Raw genomic sequence first — 21,318 nt, 5'->3', positions numbered from 1 at the left:
GGGGGATTTGCCCGATGCGCAAGACCGTCACGCTCCTCGCCGCGACCGCGCTGGCCGTCACGCTGCTGCCCGGGACCGCGTCCGCGACGCCCGGCAGCGGCGTCACCGGCACGATCCTGGCCCAGAAGACCATCGGCCACACCGACTACACGCTGCGGGAGATCACCGTCCAGCCCGGCGGCTACACCGGCTGGCACTTCCACGACGGCACGCTCTACGCGTACGTGAAGTCCGGGACGCTGACGCACAACCTCGCCGACTGCAGCATCGACGGCATCTTCGGCGCCGGGCGCGCGTTCACCGAGCAGCCCGACCAGGTGCACATCGGCCGCAACCTCGGGTCGACGCCGCTGGTGCTCGAAGTCCTGTACGTGCTGCCCGCGGGCAGCCCGCTGTCGGAGGACGCGCCCGACCCGGGCTGCGGTTTCTAGCTCGAGAACCAGCCCGCCGCGTCCAGCCGGTACGCGGCGGGCCCGACGACCTTGCGCAGGTCGGTCTCGAGCGCGCTGATCCGGTCGGCGCCGACCGCGCGGGCCCAGTCGTCGCGCAGGTCGTCGAAGATCTCCGCGGATTTCGTGAGCGCGTCGACGCCGTGGGCGGTGAGCCGCACGATCTTGCGGCGCGCGTCGCCCGGGTCGTCGGCGCGTTCGGCGTACCCGAGCGCCTCGAGCCGCTCGACCGTCTTGCCCGCCGCCTGCTTCGAGACGCCGAGGCGGCGGCCGATCTCCGACGCCGTCGCGCCCTGGACACCGATGGCCTGCATGGCGAAGCCGTACGACGGCCGCACGTCCGGGTGCCCGCGGCGCGCGAGTTCGGCGTGGAGGCGGTCGATGAGCGTGCGGAAGCCGCCGAAGAGCAGGAAGGGCAGCTCGTAGCCGGGCGTGTCGGTCATCGCCCCTTGCCTTTTTCGACAACCAGGTTTACGGTTTCGACAACCACGTTGTCGATCCTACGTCTGGAGACGTCTTGTTCCCCGATCACACCCCGGAGTCTGCACCCCCGGCCGCCCGCCCGGCGATGGCGGCCACCGCGAAGAAGTTCGGCCGCGTCCCGTCCGCCGTCGCGCGCCTGGCGACGTCGCCGGAGCTGCTGAACGGTTTTCTCAAGCTCAACGCGATCTTCGAGAGCACGACGCTGCCGGCGCTGGACCGCGAAGTGCTGATCATGACGGTGGCGGCCCGCAACGGGTGTCACCTGTGCGTGGCGATGCACACGGCCTCCCTCTCGGGGATGTCGGCACCGCCGGAACTGGTGGCGGCGCTGCGGGCGCAGTCGGCCCTGCCGTCGCCGCGATGGGAGGCGCTGCGGCGGTTCGTCGTGACGGTGCTGGACACGACGGGCGACGTCCCGCCTGCCGAGCTGGCCGCCTTCGTCGAGGCCGGCTACACGACCCGGAACGCCCTGGAGGTGGTGCTGGGGATCGGGACGTACACGCTGTCGACGTTCGCGAACCGCCTGACGGGCGCACCGCTGGACGAGGCCTTCGCGGCGCACGAGTGGCACGCCACCGCGGTCTGACGGCGGCCTCTGAAAAAATCCGGAGACCGGTGTCCGGTCCTCCCCCTCCGCTCCGACCCCTCGGTGAACAACCACCGAGAAGGAGCCGAAATGGAGAACCTCGCCGGACGGCGTGAATGGCTGGGACTGGCGGTGCTCGTGCTGCCCACCCTGCTCGTCGCGATGGACATGACCTCGCTGTTCCTCGCGCTGCCGCAGCTGAGCGCCGACCTGGGGGCGAGCGCCACCGAGCAGCTGTGGATCACCGACAGCTACGGCTTCGTCGTCGCCGGGTTCGTCATCACGATGGGCACCCTCGGCGACCGCATCGGACGGCGACGGCTGCTGCTCGCCGGCGGCGCGGCCTTCGGGGTGCTGTCGATCGTCGCCGCGTTCTCGACGAGCGCGGCGATGCTGATCGTGGTCCGCGGCGCGCTCGGCGTGGCCGGAGCGACGCTGATGCCTTCGACGCTCGCCCTGATCACCAACATGTTCCGCGACGGACGGCAGCGCGGGAAGGCCATCTCGATCTGGGCGACCTGCCAGTTCGCGGGCGGCGCGGCGGGTCCGGTGTTCGCCGGGTTCCTGCTGCAGCACTTCGCGTGGGGGTCGGTCTTCCTGGTCGCCGTCCCGGCGATCGCCGTCCTGCTCGCCGCCGGGCCGTTCCTGCTGCCGGAGTTCCGCGCGCCGGTGTCCGGACGGCTCGACTTCGCCGGGGTCGGGCTGTCGCTCGCCGCCGTGCTGCTGGTCGTGTTCGGCCTGAAGCAGCTGGCCGCCGGCGAGGTGGCGGTGCCGCTGGGCGCGATCGCCGCGGGGGCCGCGCTGGGCGTTGTCTTCGCGCGACGGCAGCTCACGACGTCGACGCCGCTGCTGGACCTGCGGCTGTTCCGGAACCGGCCGTTCACCGCGGTGCTGGTGGCGCTGGTCTTCGCGGGTGTCGCGATGGCCGGGGTCGGCCTGCTCGTGACGCAGTACCTGCAGAGCGTCCTGGGCTATTCGCCGCTGGTGTCCGCGCTGCTGTTCGCGCCGATGGGGCTGGGCGTGGCGGCGGGCACGATGGCGGCCCCGTCCCTGACCAGCCGGATGGCCCCGGCAACGGCGATCGCGGGCGGCCTGGTGGTCTCGGCGGCCGGCGGGCTCCTGCTGGCGTGCACCGACGGCGTCGGGCTGGTCATGGTGGGCATCGCGGTGCTGACACTGGGCACGGGCCCGCTGTTCGCACTGGGCATCGGCCTGGTGATGGGCGCGGTCCCGCCGGAGCGCGCGGGTTCGGCGGCCTCGATGGCGGACACGGGCAACTACCTGGGCGGTTCCCTGGGCCTGGCCCTGATCGGCTTGACGGCGACGGCGGTGTACCACGCGACGTTCCCGGCGGGCTCGACCTTGGCGGCGGACGTGGCCCGGCCGGAGGTGGCGGACGAGGCTCGCCAGGCGTTCACGACGGCGCTGAACGTGACGGGCGTGATCGCGGCGGCGCTGTTCGCGGGACTGGCCCTGCTGGTGCGGACGATGAGCCGCACGGGGACGCCGGAACCGGCGATGGCGGGGTGAAACCGAAGCGGCGCCCCGAGGCTCCCAGGGCGCCGCTCAGGTCACATCCGCCACCACCGGGCGCGCCTGCGCGTGCTCCCCGCGGGTGCCGGCGGGGGCTCCTCGGCTGGTTGCGAGGACTCCCCGCTGGCCGGCGCCACGCCGAACGCCTCGGGGTCCGCCGCCCGCGCCTTGGCCAGCAGGCCGGGTTCGGACGAGCTGTCGAGCACCCCGGCCAGCCTCCGATGGGCCTGATCGGCCTCGGCGCGGGCCGCACTGGCGGTGGTCTGGGCCTCCTGCCGCCCGGCGGAGCCGAACCAGTACCCGAGCGCCGTGGTCAGCAGCGGCGTGATGACCGCGAGGACGTCCTTGGCGCGCTGGAACTGGTCGAACACGGTGCCGTCGCTGCTCTTGACCACGGGAATGCCGATCGTGCCCGCGACTTCGACCAGCCAGAGGGCAACCCCGATGAGCAGGGCGAACGTGAGGAGCGCGCGCACCCAGGTCCCGAATTTCTCCATGCCGGCCTCCACCCCCGCCGAACTCCGGGGATTCCGGACGCCGACGCTGGTAGTTCGTTGCCAGACAAACTCGCGCGGCGGTAGCCCGCCGTTACGAAGCGAAGGCCGCCGTGGCCGGAACGTCACCAAGCCGCGACCGCGGCGGCGTGGTTCGGTGGGCGCAATCGACGCGCTTTCCAGCACGACAAACGGACCAACACATATTTGATCTTGTGTGCAGCTTGCCTGACTTCTCGAAAGTTGAATTGCCGCCCCCGCCCAAAGCTTCACACGGCCGTCAGCTTCGCCCCGAAGACATCGACGAACTCCTCAAAGCGTTCGAGGGCGGAGCCTCTATCCCAGAACTCGCGGCGATGTACGGCGTGTACCGCACGACCATCGGCCGGCATCTTCGAGCCCGCGGCATCGATACTCAGCTCAGCACTCTGCCTTCAAGCCAGCAGATGTCGACACCGCCAGCCGACTCTACGAAGCCAGCTGGACGATCGACCAGCTCGCCGCCCGTTCCCAGGTAGGCAACGACGCCGTCCGAGCTCGGCTGGTCGATGACGAAGTGAAGATGCGAGCACACGAGTACGGCGCTGGTAAAGCAGTGCCCGCGACTCGCCGAGGAGTGTGTCAATGACAGGCGAGAGTCACGAGTCCATTACGAATACAGCAGCCGAGGGCAGCGCCCTCGGCTGTAGCCGGCCCCCAAGCCAGCTGCCGCAGCTTGTGCCAAGAGGTGACCCGGTGGCCGAACGTGCTCGCACCCGTCGGCAAGCAGAGACCTGAGTAGCCGAACTCGCGGAAGAGCTGGGCGCCACGGCGCAACAACTACTTGACCTTGCCCGCAGCCGCAGCGTATGGGCCAAAAGTCCAAACACGAAGCTCCGCGGTGGTGATGCCAATCTTCTGCGTCTGGTGTGGCGAGCCCGGGAAAGCTTCCGCGAAGGTCTCCGGGAGCAGCTAGCAGCCGAAGACCCCGAACTCGCTACCGTCCGTTACAACCGGACGTGCCCGAGCAGCCGCGCGCGAAGAAGCCAGTCGCCGCCAGGCGCGAGCCGCTCACGGGAACAGCTGCTGCAGTCGTGCGCCAGTGCTACACGACGCGTTGATGGCCTTCTGTGAGCGCTGGAGCGACGGTCTCGACACGCTCACCGGCGACGCCGAGGCGATCGGTGATGTACTGGCGCGCACGACTCAGGCGTACCGGGTGAATGACAACGCCGCAGCTCAGATGTTGGAAATCGATCCTGGCGAGTCGGCGGTCAGCGATGGCTGAGCTCGGGCAGACGCAAGATCCGGCAGAACTAATCCCCGGGAAGCCCGAGGCAATCGAGGAGAATGTCCGCGTGCTGCGGACGAGGCCGGCCGCGCATCTGAGGGCCTGAAGGCGATCGACACCGGAGCCTGGCAGAGGCCAGCCGCGCAGGCCTTCCACGACAAGTTTCCTACGAACCCGGCAAATGGTATAAGGCCGCCGATGCGTTGCTGAACACCGCGGACGCGTTGTATCACTATGCCACCACGTTGCGCTGGGCCCAGAGCCAGGCCACCGAGGCGATCGTCACCTGGACCAAGGCCGAAACGGCCACTCGGCAGGCGCAGGCCCAGCACGACCTCGACGCCGCTCAGGCAGCAGCCAACGGCCAATCAGCCCCACCTTTCAGCGATCCCGGCGCCGCGTCTCGCCAGGCCGCCAAGGGCATCCTGGACCGAGCCCGCACTCAACTCAACGAAGTCGGTGACGTGGTCGCCAGCGCTATCCGAGACGAAACCGAAGATGCAGCTCAGAGCTCGAGTTGGCTTGACGATGTCGGCAACTTCTTCGCCGACGCAGGTAGCCGAATCCTCAACGGCACTGCATCCGTGCTCAACGCCATCGTCAACCATCCAGGTGATGCGGTCATGACAGCTGCCGGTATTGGGCTGACCATGATCAGCGCTACGGGGGAGGGCGCCGGTCTCGTGCTCGACGCCACCGGGGTGGGTGCCGTCGCGGGCGTGCCACTCAATGCGGTGTCCGCCGCAGGCATGGTCGCCGGAGGCACGATGGCAGCAGCTGGAGCCGTGAACATCGCGAAGAACGCCGCCGGCGACGACCGTGTGTCCCCGATGCAAACCAATCAGAGCAGCGCTGGTATCGGAGGAGCGGAACCTCCGTTCGAGCCGCCGAAGGGAATCACGGGCAAGACCGAACACGGTGAAATCAAATGGCCGGCCGGGACGGCCACGGCGTCAACGATGCCGCTGCCCACGACGCGGTCAACGACCCGGTCAAGGCGCCGCAGTACCGGCCCGACGCGTATGGTGGCACCTACCGTTTCACAGGCAAGGACGCCATCGTGAACCTCAACGAGAAGGGCGAGGTCGTCACCGCCTGGGCGCGGTCACGGGCAGGCTGGAGGAATGAGTGAGCAACGTTATCGACGAGGTGCCCAGCGAGTTCCGCGACGTTATCGTCGAGCTTCTCAGCGAACGCGAACCGGAGCTACTGTCGGCCCTGCGGGCTCAGGAAAAGCCAAACCTCGATCAGCAGGAAGCGGTCATCGACATCCTGGGAGACGCGTTCACGGAACACCTCGGACCGGGCCATGAGCCTACCGCGCGTGGCGTGCTCATCGATAACGCCCTTGGCGCGTTCCTTACCAAGTGGCCAGCTGAAGAATTGCAGGATCGCTGACTGGTGGACCGCTTGAGCCAGCAGTAGCATTTAGTTGCTACTGCTGCAGCCTTCCTCGTGCCGTACAAGTCCGACCTCGTGTGAGACCCGGGATTTGTCGCTCCTATTCGGTCACCACGGTGCGTGTCGCCAAACCAGCGAATTCTGGAAGCAGGAGATCGGTTTGACGCCGATCCGACCGCTGGCGCCTCGCAGCTACCTATTGATTCCGAAACACAGGCTGGTGGCGCGCTACTCAATCGCGCCATCACCCAAGTTCTCAGAAGGTCAATCCGAGCTTACAAGCCTTTGCCGCGGTACCCGTGGCCGGCAGCCGGGCGTTGAGTCCGTTCAACCAGTAAGAACAGCAGGATCACAAGATGCCAGTCTATCTCACGACGTTACGCGGTTCGCCTCACAGCGACGGAAGATATAGAAACGCACCATGTAGGCCGAGTTACCCGGATCCCACTTAGACGCACATACGTTGATTAGTTCCCAGCCTTGAATGCAGATCTCGTTTTGGATCCCCAAGTTCTGAACAGCCTTGAAGGGACGCCCATAGCGGGCACCCGTATAGGCATCCTCAAGTGAAGCGGATTCGGTATACTCGAAGATGTTATCGCCGCGCTCGAACGCCTCGCGCGCGCTGGCTATCACTGCGTCGGCGGGGTCTGTTTCATCATACGTCATGGCTACTCCCGAGGTGCGTCTGATGCGAAGGTTCCTCGTTGCATCGGGCCAGCTTTTGGCCTGATGTCAGAGCTAGGTCGGGGAATGGAGTGCAGATGTTACAAGATCAACGCTGTCATTCTTTTTTCACAGTCATAGACTTGCGCCATTCGTGTAGACCCGTCGACCGCTCTGTCGATTATCGTCCATCATCACCTTGACGGGGGTCAAAACCGTCAAGCGTTTCATGACCCTACTTGCAGACACAGACGAACACTGAGGAGGTGACTTCCAGGTGATCGAACCGAAGATGCCTGACACGAACTCCGCTCAAGGTAACGCCCTCGAAGCTGCCACCGGCCACCTAACTCGGACGCGTAGCAACAAGTCATCGAACGTCGAACGCGAGGCATGCCAACAGCCCTCATATACCTGCGCGTCAGCACTAAGGAGCAGGCCCGCACTGGCGGCGGCGTAGAGGGCTACTCCATCCCCGCGCAACGATCTGCCTGCCTCATCAAGGCTGAGCAACTGGGTGCGATCGTGCATGACGAGTATGTCGACGCGGGCGAGTTAGCCCGTTCCGCGGACCGCGACGACTTGCAACGCACGCTGGCTGACATTCCGAGGCTCCGGCCGGACTACGTGATCGTGCACAAGATCGACCGGCTGGCACGCAACCACGAAGACGACATCGCGATCAGCTTCGCGCTCAAGAAGGATGGCGTCGCGCTCGTCGCCTGCACCGAGAACATCGACGACACCCCGAGCGGCCGGCTGCTGTACGGCCTCATGGCCGAGATCGTCCAGTTCTACTCCGGCAACCTAGCCCTTTAGGTCATGAAGAGGCTCGCCCGCAAGGCCGAAGAGGGCGGCACCCCCCTTCCGCGCCCCGACCGGCTACACGAACGTCCGCGAGCCGATCAACAGTGTGCTCGCCGCGACCGTCGTGCTCGACCCGGAACGCGCCAACCTCGCCCGCTCGTGCCTGGAGCAGTACGCCACCGGCAAGTGGACTGTGGCAGACCTCACACTTGCCGCTCGCGCGAAAGGCTTGAGCGCCCGGCCGTCGCCGAAACGGCCCAGCCAACCCATCTCCGTCAACGGCATGCACCACTTGCTGCGCAGCCCGTACTACATGGGGGTCGTCGCCTACCAGGGCATCACTACGAGGGGAAGCACCAGCCACTCATTGAGCGGGAAACTTGGCTGGCGATCCAAGACGCTCTCGCCAGTCACAATCACACTGGCGAGAAAGATCGTAAGCACACCCACTATCTGCGCGGCACGATCTACTGCTCGGAGTGCGGCGACCGACTGGTCTACTCCCAGACCCGGGGTCGCAGTGGCCTGTACGAGTACTACTGCTGCCTCAAGAAAAGACGAAGGAGACGAACTGCGCCCGTCCAGCTGTGCGAGTCGAGCGCATTGAGGAAGCCATTGAGGCGTTCTACCTGCGGTTCCGCCTCACCTCTGCGCTCAGTGCTCACATCCAAGAAACTGTCCGCGGCGAGCTGGCCCAGCAGGAGCGCGAAGCCAGCGACCACCTGAAGCGAGCTACTCGATAGAAAGAGCAGGCCCAAGACGAACGCCAGAAGCTCCTGCGCGCGCACTACGCCGGCGCCACCCCGGAGGAGCTGCTGGCGGCTGAGATGCAGCGGCACACGCGCCAGTTCGCCGAAGCCGATCGCGAAATCCGGAGTGCCCAGTCCACCACGGCGGACATCGAGCAGACCTCGTTGGAAGCGCTCCAGGCCGCCGAGCAGTGTCAGGCGGCCTACCGGAGCGCTCCGGACAAGATCCGACGACAGATCAACCAGGGGTTTTTCGAGAAGCTGTACATCGGGGAGGACGGATCGGTGGTTGGCCGCGTCCTCATTGAGCCGTTCGCCGCGCTGCTCGACAGCCCGCGTGGCGCGGACGTGGTCGACATACACGACCAGGCCCTCAGACGGACTAAGACCCCGCCGACCGGTGTCGGGCGGGCAAACGTCTTCCGAAGGGCGTTCGACGACGTCAGGGACAGTCTGGGCGGCGAAAACGACGAAACCCCATCCGGTGAGGGATTCACCGGATGGGGTTGGAATAAGCGTGGTTCGGTGGGCGCAGCAGGGTTCGAACCTGCGACCGCTCGGGTGTAAACCGAGTGCTCTTCCGCTGAGCTATGCGCCCGCGGGCAGCGGCCCCCAACGAGACCGCTGCCCGGGAAATCAGACCAGTTCGGCCACGGCCTTCTTCCAGCCCTGCTGGTCGCGGGCCTCGCCCGGCGCGTTGACCTCGGCGAACCGGACCACACCGGACGTGTCGATCAAGAACGTTCCGCGCACCGCCAAGCCGGCGTCGGAGTTGAACACCCCGTAAGCCTGAGCCACCTCGCCGTGCGGCCAGAAGTCGGACAGCAGCGGGAACTGGTAGCCCTCCTTCTCGGCCCACGCCTTCAGCGAGAACGGCGTGTCGACCGAGACGCCCAGGACCTGGACGCCCTTGTTGTCGTAGTCGGCGAACTCGTCGCGGAGCTGGCACAGCTCGCCGGTGCAGATGCCGCTGAACGCGAACGGGTAGAAGACCAGCAGGACCGGCTTGTCGCCCCGGAAGGACGACAGCTGCACCGGCTGCTTGTTGTAGTCGTTGAGCGTGAAGTCAGGGGCCTCAGAACCGACCTCGACGGTCATACCGCGTTTCCTCTCCCGTACGGACACGTGCCTGCGACGACAACCCTATCGTGTCTGCCGGGCGGGACCTGTTCAGCGCTGCTTGGACTTCGACTTCGGGGAGACCAGGCGCGTCCCGATCCAGTTCGCCCCGACGCTCATGTTGGCGGTCTGGGCCAGCCCGACGGCCGGCACGGCTTCGGCGATCTCGCTCGGCTCGACGTGTCCCGGCTGCCCCGTCTTCGGGGTGAGCACCCAGATGACGCCGGTCTCCTCCAGGGGGCCCCTGGCGTCGATGAGCGCGTCGCCCAGGTCGCCGTCGTCCTCGCGCCACCAGAGCAGCACCACGTCGATGACCTCGTCGGCGTCCTCGTCGAGGATGTCCCCGCCGATCTGCTCCTCGATCGCCGCGCGGACGTCGTCGTCGACGTCCTCGTCCCAGCCGATCTCCTGGACCACCATCTCGGGCTTGATGCCGAGCCTCTCGGCGACGCTTGACTGATCAGCGTCTCCCGCGGCGACCACTGCTTTCACTCCTCCAACTACGACGGAGTGTGGCGTCATGCACCCCCGGAGAGGGTACGACGGCGCCACACTCGGCGACCCGGTTGCGAACAGCGAACACTGGTAGGGCTCCGCGCGCAACCGTCCACACCGGATCTTTGACAACTCGTGTCGCAGGATACGGCCCGCGACCGGCCTCCCGCGAGAGCGTTTCGGGTACCTCGCGAGACCGGTCTGCCACCCCATCGGGTGCCGTCCCCTAGGGTGGGGGAGAAGAAAACGCGCGCGCGATACACCGCGCGCGGGGAGTGGCTCGACCGGGTCGGCCCATGTTACCGCCAAGTAGCGGTGCGGAAGCCGGGACGGAAGACGACGATGGAGAGTCGTACACCCCCGAGTACGAGCACCACCGGCTACAACTTTTCGCAAGGAGACCCCTTGGCCCCGCAGAACGACGGCGCCTCCGGCAAGGAGACCCCGGCACGCGTACGCGTCATCCGTGACGGATTGGCGGCGCACCTGCCCGACATCGACCCGGAGGAGACCGCCGAGTGGCTGGACTCCTTCGACGAGGCCCTCGCGAGGGGCGGGCAGCAGCGAGCCAGGTACCTGATGCTGCGCATCCTCGAGCGGGCCCGGGAGCGGAACGTCGGCGTCCCGGCCCTGACCTCGACGGACTACGTCAACACCATCCCCACCGAGAACGAGCCGTGGTTCCCCGGCGACGAGGACATCGAGCGCCGCTACCGCGCCTGGATCCGCTGGAACGCGGCGATCATGGTGCACCGCGCGCAGCGCCCCGGCGTCGGCGTCGGCGGCCACATCTCGACCTACGCCTCCTCGGCCGCGCTCTACGAGGTGGGTTTCAACCACTTCTTCCGCGGCAAGGACCACTCCGGCGGCGGCGACCAGATCTACATCCAGGGCCACGCCTCCCCCGGCATCTACGCCCGCGCGTTCCTCGAGGGCCGGCTGTCCGAGCAGCAGCTCGACGGCTTCCGCCAGGAGTACAGCCACGCCGGCGAGGGCGGCGGCCTGCCGTCGTACCCGCACCCGCGGCTGATGCCGGACTTCTGGGAGAACCCGACGGTGTCGATGGGCCTCGGCCCGATGAACGCCATCTACCAGGCGCGGTTCAACCGCTACCTGCGCGACCGCGGCATCAAGAACACCGACGACCAGCACGTCTGGGCGTTCCTCGGCGACGGCGAGATGGACGAAGCCGAGTCGCGGGGCCTGATCCACGTGGCCGCCGGCGAGGGTCTCGACAACCTGACCTTCGTGATCAACTGCAACCTGCAGCGGCTCGACGGCCCGGTACGCGGCAACGGCAAGATCATCCAGGAGCTCGAGTCGTACTTCCGCGGCGCCGGCTGGAACGTCATCAAGGTCATCTGGGGCCGCGAGTGGGACTCGCTGCTGCACGCCGACCGCGACGGCGCGCTGGTCAACCTGATGAACGTCACCCCGGACGGTGACTACCAGACGTACAAGGCCAACGACGGCGCCTTCGTCCGCGAGCACTTCTTCGGCCGCGACCCGCGAACGAAGGACCTGGTCAAGGACCTCTCCGACGCCGACATCTGGAACCTCAAGCGCGGCGGCCACGACTACCGCAAGGTGTACGCGGCGTACAAGTCGGCGCTGGAGCACCACGGCCAGCCGACGGTGATCCTGGCCCACACCATCAAGGGCTACGGCCTGGGCCCGGCGTTCGAGGGCCGCAACGCCACGCACCAGATGAAGAAGCTCACCCTCGACGACCTCAAGCTGTTCCGCGACTCGCAGCGGATCCCGATCAGCGACGAGGAGCTCGAGCGGGACCCGAAGCTGCCGCCGTACTACCACCCGGGCGCGAACTCGCCCGAGATCGAGTACATGATCGGCCGCCGCAAGGCGCTCGGCGGCTTCCTGCCGGAACGCCGCCCGAAGGCCGCCAAGGCCCTCGTGCTGCCCGGCGACAAGGTCTACGAGGGCATCCGGAAGGGCTCCGGCAAGCAGGAGGTCGCCACGACGATGGCGTTCGTCCGGCTGGTCCGCGAGCTGGCGAAGGACTCCGAGATCGGCAAGCGCGTCGTCCCGATCATCCCGGACGAGGCCCGCACCTTCGGCCTCGACTCGATGTTCCCGACGGCCAAGATCTACAACCCGCACGGCCAGACCTACACCTCGGTCGACGCCAGCCTGATGCTGGCCTACAAGGAGTCCGAGAAGGGCCAGCTGCTGCACGAGGGCATCAACGAGGCGGGCTCGACCGCGTCGTTCACCGCCGTCGGCACGTCGTACGCGACGCACGGCGAGCCGATGATCCCGATCTACATCTTCTACTCGATGTTCGGCTTCCAGCGCACCGGTGACGGCCTCTACGCCGCCGCCGACCAGATGGCCCGCGGGTTCGTCCTCGGCGCCACCGCCGGCCGGACCACCCTGACGGGTGAGGGCCTGCAGCACGCGGACGGCCACTCGCTGCTGCTGGCGGCGACCAACCCGGCGGCGGTCGCCTACGACCCGGCGTGGTCGTTCGAGATCGCGCACATCATCAAGGACGGCCTGCGCCGGATGTACGGCGAGACCGGCCCGGACGGCAACGGCGAGAACGTCTTCTACTACATGACGATCTACAACGAGCCGTACCAGCAGCCCGCCGAGCCGGAGAACCTCGACGTCGACGGCCTGCTCAAGGGTCTGTACAAGTACGCGGACGCGCCCGGGGGCGACGGTCCGGAGGTGCAGATCCTCGTCTCGGGCGTCACGATGCCGGACGCGCTCAAGGCGCAGAAGCTGCTGGCCGAGGAGTGGGGCGTGCGGGCCGCGGTGTGGTCGGCGACGTCGTGGACCGAGCTGCGGCGCGAGGCCGTCGAGATCGACCACGACAACCTGCTCTACCCGGGCAGCGAGCCGCGCGTGCCGTACGTCACCGAGGCGCTCAAGGGCGCGAACGGCCCGGTCGTGGCGGTGTCGGACTGGATGCGCGCGGTGCCGGACCTGATCCGCCCGTACGTCCCGACCGACATGCTCACCCTCGGCACGGACGGGTTCGGCTTCTCCGACACCCGGCCGGCGGCGCGGCGGAAGTTCCTGATCGACGCCGAGTCGATCACGGTCGGCGCCCTGTCGATCCTGGCCAAGCGCGGCGAGGTCGACCAGGCGAAGGTCCTCGAAGCGGCCACGAAGTACCGGCTCGACGACATCGCGGCCGCCGGGCCGCAGACGTCGGATTCCGGCAGCGCGTGATCCGATGCTAGAAAGGGACCCGGCAGACATCCGATGTCTGCCGGGTCCCGTGGCACGTAGGGAGTGATGAAGGTGACCAAGCGCCGCCTGCCGAAGCCCGCTGAGCTGAAGCAGATCCTGCGACCCAAGCCGATCGTGCTGAACCCGACCGAACGGCGGCTGGCGAACGCCCACACCATCGCGGACCTGCGGATGATCGCCCGCAAGCGCACGCCGCGGGCGGCGTTCGACTACACCGACGGCGCGGCCGAGCTCGAAGACAGCCTGCGCCGCGCGCGGCAGGCCTACCGCCGAATCGAGTTCCACCCGAACGTGCTGCGCGGAGTGTCCGATGTGGACACCACGCGGGAGATCCTCGGGAAGACCTCGGCGCTGCCGTTCGCCTTCGCCCCCACCGGGTTCACCCGGATGATGAACCACGAGGGCGAGGCCGCCGTCGCGCGCGTGGCGCAGCGCAACGGCATCCCGATGGGCCTTTCGACGATGGCGACGACGTCGATCGAGGACCTCGCCGCGGCGGCGCCGGAGGCCCGCAAGTGGTTCCAGCTCTACGTCTGGCGCGACCACGGCGCCGGTGAAGATCTGATGAATCGGGCGTGGGAAAACGGGTTCGACACGCTCATGCTGACCGTGGACACCCCGGTCGGCGGCGCCCGCCTGCGCGACGTCCGCAACGGCCTGACCATCCCGCCGGCGCTGACGCTCAAGACGTTCCTCGACGGCGCGCTGCACCCGGCGTGGTGGTTCAACCTGCTCACCACCGAGCCGCTGGAGTTCGCCTCCCTCAACCACTTCGGCGGCACGGTCGCCGAGCTGCTGAACAAGCTCTTCGACCCGACGCTGAACTTCGACGACCTGGACTGGGTCCGCCAGACCTGGCCCGGGAAGCTCGTGGTGAAGGGCGTGCAGAACGTCGACGACGCCCGTGACGTCGTGAAGCACGGCGCGGACGCGGTGCTCATCTCCAACCACGGCGGCCGCCAGCTCGACCGCGCCCCGACGCCCCTGGAGCTGCTGCCCGCGGTGCTGGACGAGGTCCAGGGCGGCGCCGAGGTGTGGGTCGACACGGGCATCCTGTCCGGTGGCGACATCGTGGCGGCGATCGCGCGCGGCGCGGACGCGGTGCTGATCGGCCGCGCGTTCCTGTACGGCCTGATGGCCGGCGGCGAGCGCGGCGTCCAGCGCTGCGTCGACATCCTGCGGACGGAGATGGTCCGCACGATGCAGCTGCTCGGCGTCCGGACGCTGAAGGACCTGACGCCGAGCCACGCCACCCTTCGTTAGACCTGCGCCTGGCCGCCGTCGACGAAGAACTCGACGCCGTTGACGAAGCTCGCCTCGTCGGTGGCCAGGAACAGCGCCGCCGCGGCGATCTCCGAGGGGTCGCCGAGGCGGCCCAGCGGGACCGCCTCCGCCATCCGCTCCACCATCTCCTGCTGCGCACCGGGTTCGGCCAGGCCGAGCAGGCCGGGGGTGAGCGTCGGCCCGGGGCTCAGCACGTTCACGCGGATCCCCTTGCCCTGCAGGTCGAGCGCCCAAGTGCGGGCGAAGTTGCGTACGGCGGCCTTCGTCGAGGCGTAGATGCTCATGCCCGGCGCCACGCGCGTCGACGTCGTCGAGCCGGTCATGATGATCGACGCCTTCTCGTTGAGCAGCGGCAGCGCCTTCTGCACGGTGAACAGCACGCCCTTGACGTTCGTGCCGAAGGTCGCGTCGAACTGCTCCTCGGTGATCTCGCCGAGCGGGGCGTTGACGCCGCCGCCGGAGTTGGCCACCACGACGTCCAGGCCGCGGCCGCGCTCGGCGATCGCGCGGTAGACCTCGTCCAGGTCGGCGAGGTTCGCCGAGTCGGCGCGGATCGCCTGGACCGATCCGCCGATCTCGGCGACGGCGTCGTCGAGGACCTGCTTGCGCCGCCCGGTGATGACGACGTGCGCGCCTTCCGCCGCGAACCGCTTCGCGATCCCCAGCCCGATGCCGGTCCCGGCGCCGGTCACGAGCGCGGTCTTGCCCGCCAGCTTCATGCTGTCCTCCCAAGTTCTTGACTGTCTCGTCCAGAACATACGCCGTTCTGGACGAGACAGTCAAGAATGGCTATCCTGAAATCATGGCGAGACCGCGGAGCTTCGACGAAGGCGCGGTCCTGCGCACGGCGCGGGACCGGTTCTGGTCGACCGGCTACGCGGGCACGAAGATCGACGACATCGCCGCCGCGACCGGCCTCGGCAAAGGCAGCCTCTACGGCGCCTTCGGCGACAAGCACGCCCTCTTCGTGCGCATCTTCGACGACCACTGCACCGCCGCGCTGGAAAGCGCGCGCCGCAAGCTCGAAGGCCCCGACGACGAGGCCTACCAACGGCTTCGCGACTACGTCCTGGCCGACGCCGAGGCCGTCGCCGCGGACGACATCCACCGGGGCTGCCTCATCGCGAAAGCCGCGGCCGAGTGCGCGGAGCACGACGCCGAGATCGCCGACCGCGCCCGCGTGGCGTTCCGTGAACTGAACAGCCTGCTGACGGCCTGCGTCGCGGGGGCCCAGCGCGCGGGCGACCTCGCCGAAGGCCACGACCCGGCCCGGCTGGCCGGCCTCCTGCTGGCGACCATGCGCGGCATCGAAGCCCTCGGCAAGGGCGGCTGCGACCGGGCCGACCTGCGCGGCATCGCCGAGACCGCGCTCGCGGTGCTGCCGGTCAGCCGTTGACGGATTGGGCCAACCGGTCTCAACTTCTTGACGGACCGCCGGGTTTGTGACGAAGATCTCGGGCACCCGCCGAAAGGCCGTTTTCGCATCGTGGAAAACGGAGGTCGCCCGTGTTCGTGCAGAATCTGACTCCCCTGGGTTCGCTGGGCCTGTCGGCGCTCGTCGCCGTGCTGCCGCTCGCCACCGTCCTCGTCCTCCTCGGCGTCGTCCGGATGCGGGCGCACCACGCCGCCCTCATCGGGCTGCTCGTCGCGCTGGTCGTCGGGATCGCCGCCTACGGCATGCCGGTCGTCCAGGCCGTCTCCGGCGCGCTGTCGGGCGCCGCGTTCGGGCTGTGGCCGATCATGTGGATCGTCGTCAACGCGCTGTGGATCTACCGGCTCACCGTGCGGACCGGGCACTTCGACGTCCTGCGCCGCTCGTTCGGCCGGATCTCCGACGACCCGCGGATCCAGGCACTGATCATCGCCTTCTGCTTCGGCGCGCTCATGGAAGCACTGGCCGGGTTCGGGGCGCCGGTCGCGATCAGCGCCGTGATGCTGGTGGCCGTCGGGTTCCACCCGGTCAAGGCCGCCGTCGTCGCGTTGGTCGCGAACACCGCGCCGGTCGCGTTCGGCGCGATGGGCACCCCCGTCGTCACCCTCGCCCAGGTCACCGGTCTGCCGCTGCAGGACGTCTCTTCGATCGTCGGCCGCCAGACGCCGCTGCTCGCCCTGGTCGTCCCGCTGCTGCTGGTGATCATCGTCGACGGCAAGCGCGGCCTGAAGGACACCTGGCTGCCCGCGCTGGTCTGCGGCGTCGCGTTCGGGCTCGTCCAGTTCCTCGCGTCCAACTACGTGGCTCCGCAGCTGGCCGACATCGGGGCCGCGCTCGCCGGCGCCGCCGCGCTGGTCGCGCTCCCCCAGACGCGCCGCCCGGTGCCCGAAGCCGTCCGGGTCGGCATGGGCGGGACGGTGACCGGGGAAGCGCCCCCTGAAGACTCGCGCAACGACGTCGTCAAGGCGTACCTGCCCTACGCGCTGATCATCGTGATCTTCTCCATCGCCGTGCTGCCGCCGGTCAAGAAGCTGCTGGACAAGGCGACCTGGAAGTTCCACTGGCCGGGCCTGAACGTGGCCGGGCCGAACGGGAAACCGGTGTCCGGCAACACGTTCTCGCTGCCGTTCCTCAACACCGGCGGCACGCTCGTGTTGCTCGCGGGGATCATCACCGCCGCGATCCTGGCCGTCTCGGCGAGCGGCACCGTGCAGGAGTGGCTGGCCACGGTCAAGGAGCTGCGGTTCGCGATCCTCACCGTCACCGGCGTGCTCGCGCTGGCCTACGTGATGAACCTGTCCGGTCAGACGAGCACGATCGGCACGTTCATCGCGGCCGCCGGCGCCGGCCTGGCCTTCCTGTCGCCCGTGCTGGGCTGGTTCGGCGTCGCCGTCTCGGGCTCGGACACCTCGGCGAACGCGTTGTTCGGCGCGCTGCAGGTGACGGCGGCGAACAAGACGGGCCTGGCCGCCGACCTGCTGGCCGCGGCCAACAGCTCCGGCGGCGTGCTCGGCAAGATGGTGTCCCCGCAGAACCTCACGATCGCCTGCGTGGCGGCGAACCTGCCCGGCGAGGAGGGCAAGCTGCTGCGGAAGGTGCTGCCGTGGAGCGTGGGGCTGCTGCTGGTGATGTGCCTGATCGTGCTCGGGCAGAGCACGGCGGTGCTCAGCTGGATGCTGCCGTGACCTGACGTCCGGCCACGCGCTTGGCCGAGCGGTTCCAGCTCCACCAGCCGTGGATGACCAGCCCGGCGAAGACGATGTAGATCGCGGCCGAGAAGTACAGGCCGGACGAGATCTGCAGCGGCACGCCGATCGCGTCGACGACCAGCCAGACCAGCCAGAACTCGACCAGCCCCGCCCCCTGCGCCCCGAAGGCGACGAGGGTGCCCACGAAGATGGCGGCGTCCGGCCAGGGCGCCCAGGACGCGTTCAGCGCGTCCAGGGCCAGGGCCATCACGGTGGTGCCGGCGACGAAGGCGCCCAGCATGGCCAGCCGTTCGGCGAGCCGGCCCTGCCGGACGACGACGCCGAACACCGGGTCCTGGCGGCGGGTCCAGGCCCACCAGCCGTAGACGGAGATGGCGAGGATGGCGACCTGGCGGGCGGCGAGCCCGCCGAGGTGCGCGGAGACGTAGACGGCGAACAGCAGCACGGTGGCCCCGACCTGCACCGGCCACGTCCACAGGGTGCGGCGCTGCGCGAGGAACACGACGGCGAGCGCGAACACCTGCCCGGCGAGCTCCGCGATCGAGATCCACTGACCGAGCACCGTGATTCCGTGGTGCAGCAGGAAATCCACCTGACGCCCCTTTCGTCCTACCGCATCAAACATGCTCCGGAGGGGGTGAATTCCCTAGAGACTGTGAGCCGCGGAACATCCCGGCTCGTGGACGTCCCCGAGGCGGAGCGTCCCGCCGCGGACGACGCGGGTCTGGACGCCGAAGGTCAGGTCGTTCGCCTCGGCGATCGTCTTCAGCAGCCCGGGCGCGGCCGGCAACCCCTCGGCCGGCAGGCCGACCATCACACAGCGGACGGCCTTGCGGAGGACTTCGAGCTCGACCTCGCCGATCCGGATCCGCTCCCCCACCCAGGCGTCTTCGGTCAGCTCAGGCGACGTGCCGGTGTCGAGCAGGACGTTGGCCCGGAACCGCCGCTCGTCGAGCGCGACGCCGGGCGCGCGCTCGGCCAGCCACGCCAGCGACGACGTCGTGACCAGGTGCAGCGGCGCTTCGTCGTGGTGCGGGACCGCCGCCTCGCGCGCCAGCTCGGCACCCGGGAAGCCCAGGACGTCGGCGATCTGTGTCGTGATTTCGCTGCCCCGGAGCACGCGCCCGTCCGGGAACGTCACCACCGGGACGTCGCCGTCGTACCGCGCGGCGAAGGCGTGCAGCCCGGGCATGTGCCGGAACCGGCGGGAGTTCTTGCCGCTGCCGAACTTCCCTCCGGGGTCGTGGACGGCGTAGCGGCGGTCACCGTCCAGTCCTCGTTGGTCGACGAGCACCTCGGCCAGCCGTTCGCCGGCCATCGACTTCACCGGATAGCGCCAGAGCGCCGCCACGACCCCCATCACCCCAGCGTAGTGCGAAGAAGGGCCCGGCGGCTTCCCCGACCGCCGGGCCCGTCCCCTTCGCCTCGCTCAGACCTGCGGGCGCGGGGTTCCCGCCGGCGGGGTCGGCGTGTTGTCCGCGCCCACCGGCATGCGGGGCCGCTCGGCGGTGCCCATCTCGCCGCTGCGCTGCTTCGGCGTCTCCAGCTGGTGCTCCATGTTCGCCATCCAGCCTCGCCAGCGGTCCTGGGCCGGTTTGATCAGGCCGCCGCCGAAGCCGACCACGATCACGCCGCCGATCGTCGCGAGCACCGCGATCAGCACCGGGCCGGTGATCGCCGTCGCGATGTTCACCTGGCCGAGCGCCGCGATGATGCCGAACGCCATGATCAGCCAGTAGGCGCCCAGCGACAGCGGGCGTGCCGCGCCCCGGCCGGACAACGCCGACGCGACGACGTCACGCACGACCTTCGCGATGGCCGCGGCGACCACGACCAGCACCAGCGCCACCACGATCCGCGGCAGGAACGCGATGATGTCGTTGAGCAGCTGGCTCACCGGGTTGGTCGGCCCGAAGACGCCGAACGCCAGCTGCAGCGCGATCAGCAGGATGAAGTAGTAGACCAATTTGACGAGGATTCCCGTCGCGTCGATCTGCTGCGAGCCGATCTTCCCGCTCAGCCCGGTCCGCTCGACCAGTTTCCCGAAACCGGCTTTCCCCAGCACGAGCGCCAGGCCTTTCGAGACCGCCTTCGCGATCAACCAGCCGATCAGCAGGATGATCAGGAATCCCACGAGTTTCGGGACGAACGTGGCCACCAGGTTCCACGCTTGCCCGAGCCCGTCTTTCAGTTGCTCGCCCATACGGCTCCCTCCACGGATTTGCACCGGATCGTTGATCAGGTACCCCGAGTCGGCAACTCGTGCGCCCCACGATCGAGTGAGACGACTGGCGCGCGAAGATCACCCGTGGCCATACTGGTTTCACCGGTGGGGACCGGGGAGACGAGGCCGTCCGGCGCAGCGAAAACCGCGAGCGCCGGGCGGCCTCGAGCATTACCCGGGGGCGACGAAAACCTCAGGCCGCCCGCAGCGCGTCGCGCAGTTTCACCTTCGCGCCGGTCCGCATCACCGCATTCCGGTAGATCCGCGCGGCCAGCCAGATGAGCCCCGGAATCATCAGCACCACCAGCCCCACCGACACCACCGCTTCCCACACCGGCACCCCGCCCATCGCCAGCCGCATCGGCATCAGCGTCGGCGAAAACACCGGGATCACCGAAAGCACTTCGACGAACGTGTTGCCCGGATCCGACGGCAGCACGGAAATGCCGACCACGTACCCGGCGATCACGAACATCAGCGCGGGCATCGTCGCGCCGCCGACGTCCTCCTGGCGCGAGACCAGCGCCCCGAGCGCGGCGAACACGATCGAGTACATGAAGAACCCGAGCAGGTACCACACGACGAGCCAGACGACCGTGCCCACGGCCGCCGAAACGGAAATGGTGAGCGTGCCCGTCGCCAGCCCGGTGACGACGCCGCCGACCCCGATCACCAGCATCTGGATCAGCCCGACCACGCCGATGCCGAGCACCTTCCCGGCCATCAGCTGCCACGGCTTGATCGTCGAGAGCAGCAGCTCCACCACCCGGGAGGTCTTCTCCTCGACGACGCCCTGCGCGACGGTCTGGCCGTTGATCATCAGCGACAGGTAGATCAGGATGCCGGCGACGATGCCCAGCACGAGCTGCTGGCCGTTGTAGTCGTAGGGCTCCTCCAGCGGCGGGTCCTCGACGAACTTCGCGCTCGCGACGACGCCCTCGAACTGCGCCGGGTTCCCGCCCAGCGCGGTGATCTGCTGGTCGAGCGCGACCTGGCGGGCCACCAGCTGCAGGACGTTCGCGAGCTTGCCGTCGAGGTCCTTCTTCACCTGGACGTGCACGCTCTTGCCGTCGCCGGTGAGCAGCGCGTCGAGCGAGCCGTCGGCCAGCTGCGCGCGCCCGGCGGCCTCGTCGGCGACCTGCGTGGTTTCGATGCTCTCGCCGACGGCCTGCCCGGACGCCTTCAGCGGCGCCGAGAACCCGGCCGTGGCCGCGGTGAAGCCGACCTTCGAGTCGGCCCCGCCGCCCCCGGAGAGCAGCTTGATCAGCACGATGCCGACCACGATCAGCAGCAGCATGACGACGGTGGCGACGCGGAAGGCCTTCGACTGCACGCGGGTGCTGATCTCGCGGGAGGCGACCAGCCCCACCGCCGCGGCCGGGCTCATCCGGACGT

22 protein-coding genes and 1 tRNA gene are annotated in these 21,318 nt (G+C 68.6%); 12 read left to right on the top strand and 11 right to left on the bottom strand.

Going from position 1 to position 21,318, the window contains the following annotated elements; genetic code table 11:
• Nucleotides 1–14: 14 nt before the first annotated feature.
• Nucleotides 15–431, top strand: coding sequence for a cupin domain-containing protein (locus tag ACWEVP_RS48485; RefSeq protein WP_452069385.1), 417 nt, complete (start codon nucleotides 15–17; stop codon nucleotides 429–431).
• Here ACWEVP_RS48485 and ACWEVP_RS48480 read toward each other — a convergent pair.
• On the bottom strand, nucleotides 428–892 hold the full coding sequence (locus ACWEVP_RS48480) for a MarR family winged helix-turn-helix transcriptional regulator (RefSeq protein ID WP_452069384.1): 465 nt from the start codon (nucleotides 890–892) through the stop codon (nucleotides 428–430). The genes ACWEVP_RS48485 and ACWEVP_RS48480 overlap by 4 nt on opposite strands.
• A 125-nt stretch (nucleotides 893–1,017) precedes the next feature.
• On the opposite strand from ACWEVP_RS48480, the gene ACWEVP_RS48475 reads away from it, so the two are divergent.
• Nucleotides 1,018–1,518: a carboxymuconolactone decarboxylase family protein gene (locus tag ACWEVP_RS48475; RefSeq protein ID WP_452069404.1), complete on the top strand. Its 501-nt coding sequence runs from the start codon at nucleotides 1,018–1,020 to the stop codon at nucleotides 1,516–1,518.
• Nucleotides 1,519–1,608: 90 nt separating this feature from the next.
• A complete protein-coding gene (locus ACWEVP_RS48470; protein WP_452069383.1) occupies nucleotides 1,609–3,048 on the top strand; it encodes an MFS transporter in 1,440 nt (479 codons plus the stop codon).
• 41 nt (nucleotides 3,049–3,089) lie between these two features.
• On the opposite strand, the gene ACWEVP_RS48465 is transcribed toward ACWEVP_RS48470, so the two are convergent.
• The gene (locus ACWEVP_RS48465; protein ID WP_452069382.1) at nucleotides 3,090–3,548 is read right to left on the bottom strand and encodes a hypothetical protein; all 459 of its coding nucleotides are present in this window, start codon (nucleotides 3,546–3,548) and stop codon (nucleotides 3,090–3,092) included.
• A 1,096-nt stretch (nucleotides 3,549–4,644) separates the two neighbouring features.
• Here ACWEVP_RS48465 and ACWEVP_RS48460 point away from each other — a divergent pair.
• The 3 genes from ACWEVP_RS48460 (at nucleotide 4,645) to ACWEVP_RS48450 (ending at nucleotide 6,213) form a co-directional block, all read left to right on the top strand.
• On the top strand, nucleotides 4,645–4,812 hold the full coding sequence (locus tag ACWEVP_RS48460) for a hypothetical protein (protein WP_452069381.1): 168 nt from the start codon (nucleotides 4,645–4,647) through the stop codon (nucleotides 4,810–4,812).
• 128 nt (nucleotides 4,813–4,940) lie between these two features.
• Nucleotides 4,941–5,879 (top strand): putative T7SS-secreted protein, encoded by a 939-nt coding sequence (locus ACWEVP_RS48455; protein WP_452069403.1) that lies wholly within the window; start codon nucleotides 4,941–4,943, stop codon nucleotides 5,877–5,879.
• A gap of 64 nt (nucleotides 5,880–5,943) precedes the next feature.
• On the top strand, nucleotides 5,944–6,213 hold the full coding sequence (locus ACWEVP_RS48450) for a hypothetical protein (protein WP_452069380.1): 270 nt from the start codon (nucleotides 5,944–5,946) through the stop codon (nucleotides 6,211–6,213).
• 372 nt (nucleotides 6,214–6,585) lie between these two features.
• On the opposite strand, the gene ACWEVP_RS48445 is transcribed toward ACWEVP_RS48450, so the two are convergent.
• Nucleotides 6,586–6,885, bottom strand: coding sequence for a hypothetical protein (locus ACWEVP_RS48445; RefSeq protein ID WP_452069379.1), 300 nt, complete (start codon nucleotides 6,883–6,885; stop codon nucleotides 6,586–6,588).
• 390 nt (nucleotides 6,886–7,275) lie between these two features.
• Here ACWEVP_RS48445 and ACWEVP_RS48440 point away from each other — a divergent pair, with 390 nt between their 5' ends.
• A complete protein-coding gene (locus tag ACWEVP_RS48440; protein WP_452069378.1) occupies nucleotides 7,276–7,701 on the top strand; it encodes a recombinase family protein in 426 nt (141 codons plus the stop codon).
• Between the two features lie 3 nt (nucleotides 7,702–7,704).
• On the top strand, nucleotides 7,705–8,415 hold the full coding sequence (locus ACWEVP_RS48435) for a recombinase zinc beta ribbon domain-containing protein (RefSeq protein WP_452069377.1): 711 nt from the start codon (nucleotides 7,705–7,707) through the stop codon (nucleotides 8,413–8,415).
• Between the two features lie 549 nt (nucleotides 8,416–8,964).
• On the opposite strand, the gene ACWEVP_RS48430 is transcribed toward ACWEVP_RS48435, so the two are convergent.
• From ACWEVP_RS48430 to ACWEVP_RS48420, 3 genes are all read right to left on the bottom strand, one after another.
• Nucleotides 8,965–9,036 (bottom strand) — tRNA-Val (locus ACWEVP_RS48430).
• A gap of 38 nt (nucleotides 9,037–9,074) precedes the next feature.
• Entirely contained in the window at nucleotides 9,075–9,536 is a 462-nt protein-coding gene (locus tag ACWEVP_RS48425) for a peroxiredoxin (protein ID WP_452069376.1), read from the bottom strand.
• Nucleotides 9,537–9,608: 72 nt separating this feature from the next.
• Nucleotides 9,609–10,040 (bottom strand): DUF3052 domain-containing protein, encoded by a 432-nt coding sequence (locus tag ACWEVP_RS48420; RefSeq protein WP_125306217.1) that lies wholly within the window; start codon nucleotides 10,038–10,040, stop codon nucleotides 9,609–9,611.
• A gap of 417 nt (nucleotides 10,041–10,457) precedes the next feature.
• Here ACWEVP_RS48420 and aceE point away from each other — a divergent pair, with 417 nt between their 5' ends.
• Both aceE and ACWEVP_RS48410 read left to right on the top strand, forming a co-directional pair.
• Entirely contained in the window at nucleotides 10,458–13,253 is a 2,796-nt protein-coding gene (gene aceE / locus ACWEVP_RS48415) for a pyruvate dehydrogenase (acetyl-transferring), homodimeric type (protein WP_452069375.1), read from the top strand.
• Between the two features lie 72 nt (nucleotides 13,254–13,325).
• Nucleotides 13,326–14,537, top strand: a complete 1,212-nt coding sequence (locus ACWEVP_RS48410; protein WP_452069374.1) for an alpha-hydroxy acid oxidase — start codon at nucleotides 13,326–13,328, stop codon at nucleotides 14,535–14,537.
• On the opposite strand, the gene ACWEVP_RS48405 is transcribed toward ACWEVP_RS48410, so the two are convergent.
• Complete coding sequence (locus tag ACWEVP_RS48405; RefSeq protein WP_452069373.1) at nucleotides 14,534–15,277, bottom strand: SDR family NAD(P)-dependent oxidoreductase; 744 nt, start codon at nucleotides 15,275–15,277, stop codon at nucleotides 14,534–14,536. The two genes, ACWEVP_RS48410 and ACWEVP_RS48405, sit on opposite strands and share 4 nt — an antisense overlap.
• Nucleotides 15,278–15,360: 83 nt before the next feature.
• Here ACWEVP_RS48405 and ACWEVP_RS48400 point away from each other — a divergent pair, with 83 nt between their 5' ends.
• Both ACWEVP_RS48400 and ACWEVP_RS48395 read left to right on the top strand, forming a co-directional pair.
• Nucleotides 15,361–15,954 carry a TetR/AcrR family transcriptional regulator gene (locus tag ACWEVP_RS48400; RefSeq protein ID WP_452069372.1) on the top strand — a complete coding sequence of 198 codons (594 nt, stop codon included), beginning with the start codon at nucleotides 15,361–15,363 and terminating at the stop codon, nucleotides 15,952–15,954.
• A gap of 110 nt (nucleotides 15,955–16,064) precedes the next feature.
• Nucleotides 16,065–17,675, top strand: a complete 1,611-nt coding sequence (locus tag ACWEVP_RS48395) for an L-lactate permease (RefSeq protein ID WP_452069371.1) — start codon at nucleotides 16,065–16,067, stop codon at nucleotides 17,673–17,675.
• On the opposite strand, the gene ACWEVP_RS48390 is transcribed toward ACWEVP_RS48395, so the two are convergent.
• From ACWEVP_RS48390 to ACWEVP_RS48375, 4 genes are all read right to left on the bottom strand, one after another.
• Nucleotides 17,656–18,291, bottom strand: coding sequence for a nicotinamide mononucleotide transporter family protein (locus ACWEVP_RS48390; protein ID WP_452069370.1), 636 nt, complete (start codon nucleotides 18,289–18,291; stop codon nucleotides 17,656–17,658). The genes ACWEVP_RS48395 and ACWEVP_RS48390 overlap by 20 nt on opposite strands.
• Nucleotides 18,292–18,345: 54 nt before the next feature.
• Nucleotides 18,346–19,059, bottom strand: coding sequence for an MOSC domain-containing protein (locus ACWEVP_RS48385; protein ID WP_452069369.1), 714 nt, complete (start codon nucleotides 19,057–19,059; stop codon nucleotides 18,346–18,348).
• A gap of 69 nt (nucleotides 19,060–19,128) precedes the next feature.
• Nucleotides 19,129–19,902, bottom strand: a complete 774-nt coding sequence (locus tag ACWEVP_RS48380) for a mechanosensitive ion channel family protein (protein WP_452069368.1) — start codon at nucleotides 19,900–19,902, stop codon at nucleotides 19,129–19,131.
• A gap of 214 nt (nucleotides 19,903–20,116) precedes the next feature.
• Nucleotides 20,117–21,310, bottom strand: a complete 1,194-nt coding sequence (locus ACWEVP_RS48375) for an ABC transporter permease (protein ID WP_452069402.1) — start codon at nucleotides 21,308–21,310, stop codon at nucleotides 20,117–20,119.
• Nucleotides 21,311–21,318 lie beyond the last annotated feature (8 nt).

Source organism: Amycolatopsis sp. NPDC003865 (assembly GCF_053605345.1).
The sequence above is the reverse complement of the archived record's forward strand: the minus strand, read 5'-3'. Positions and strand labels throughout refer to the sequence as shown.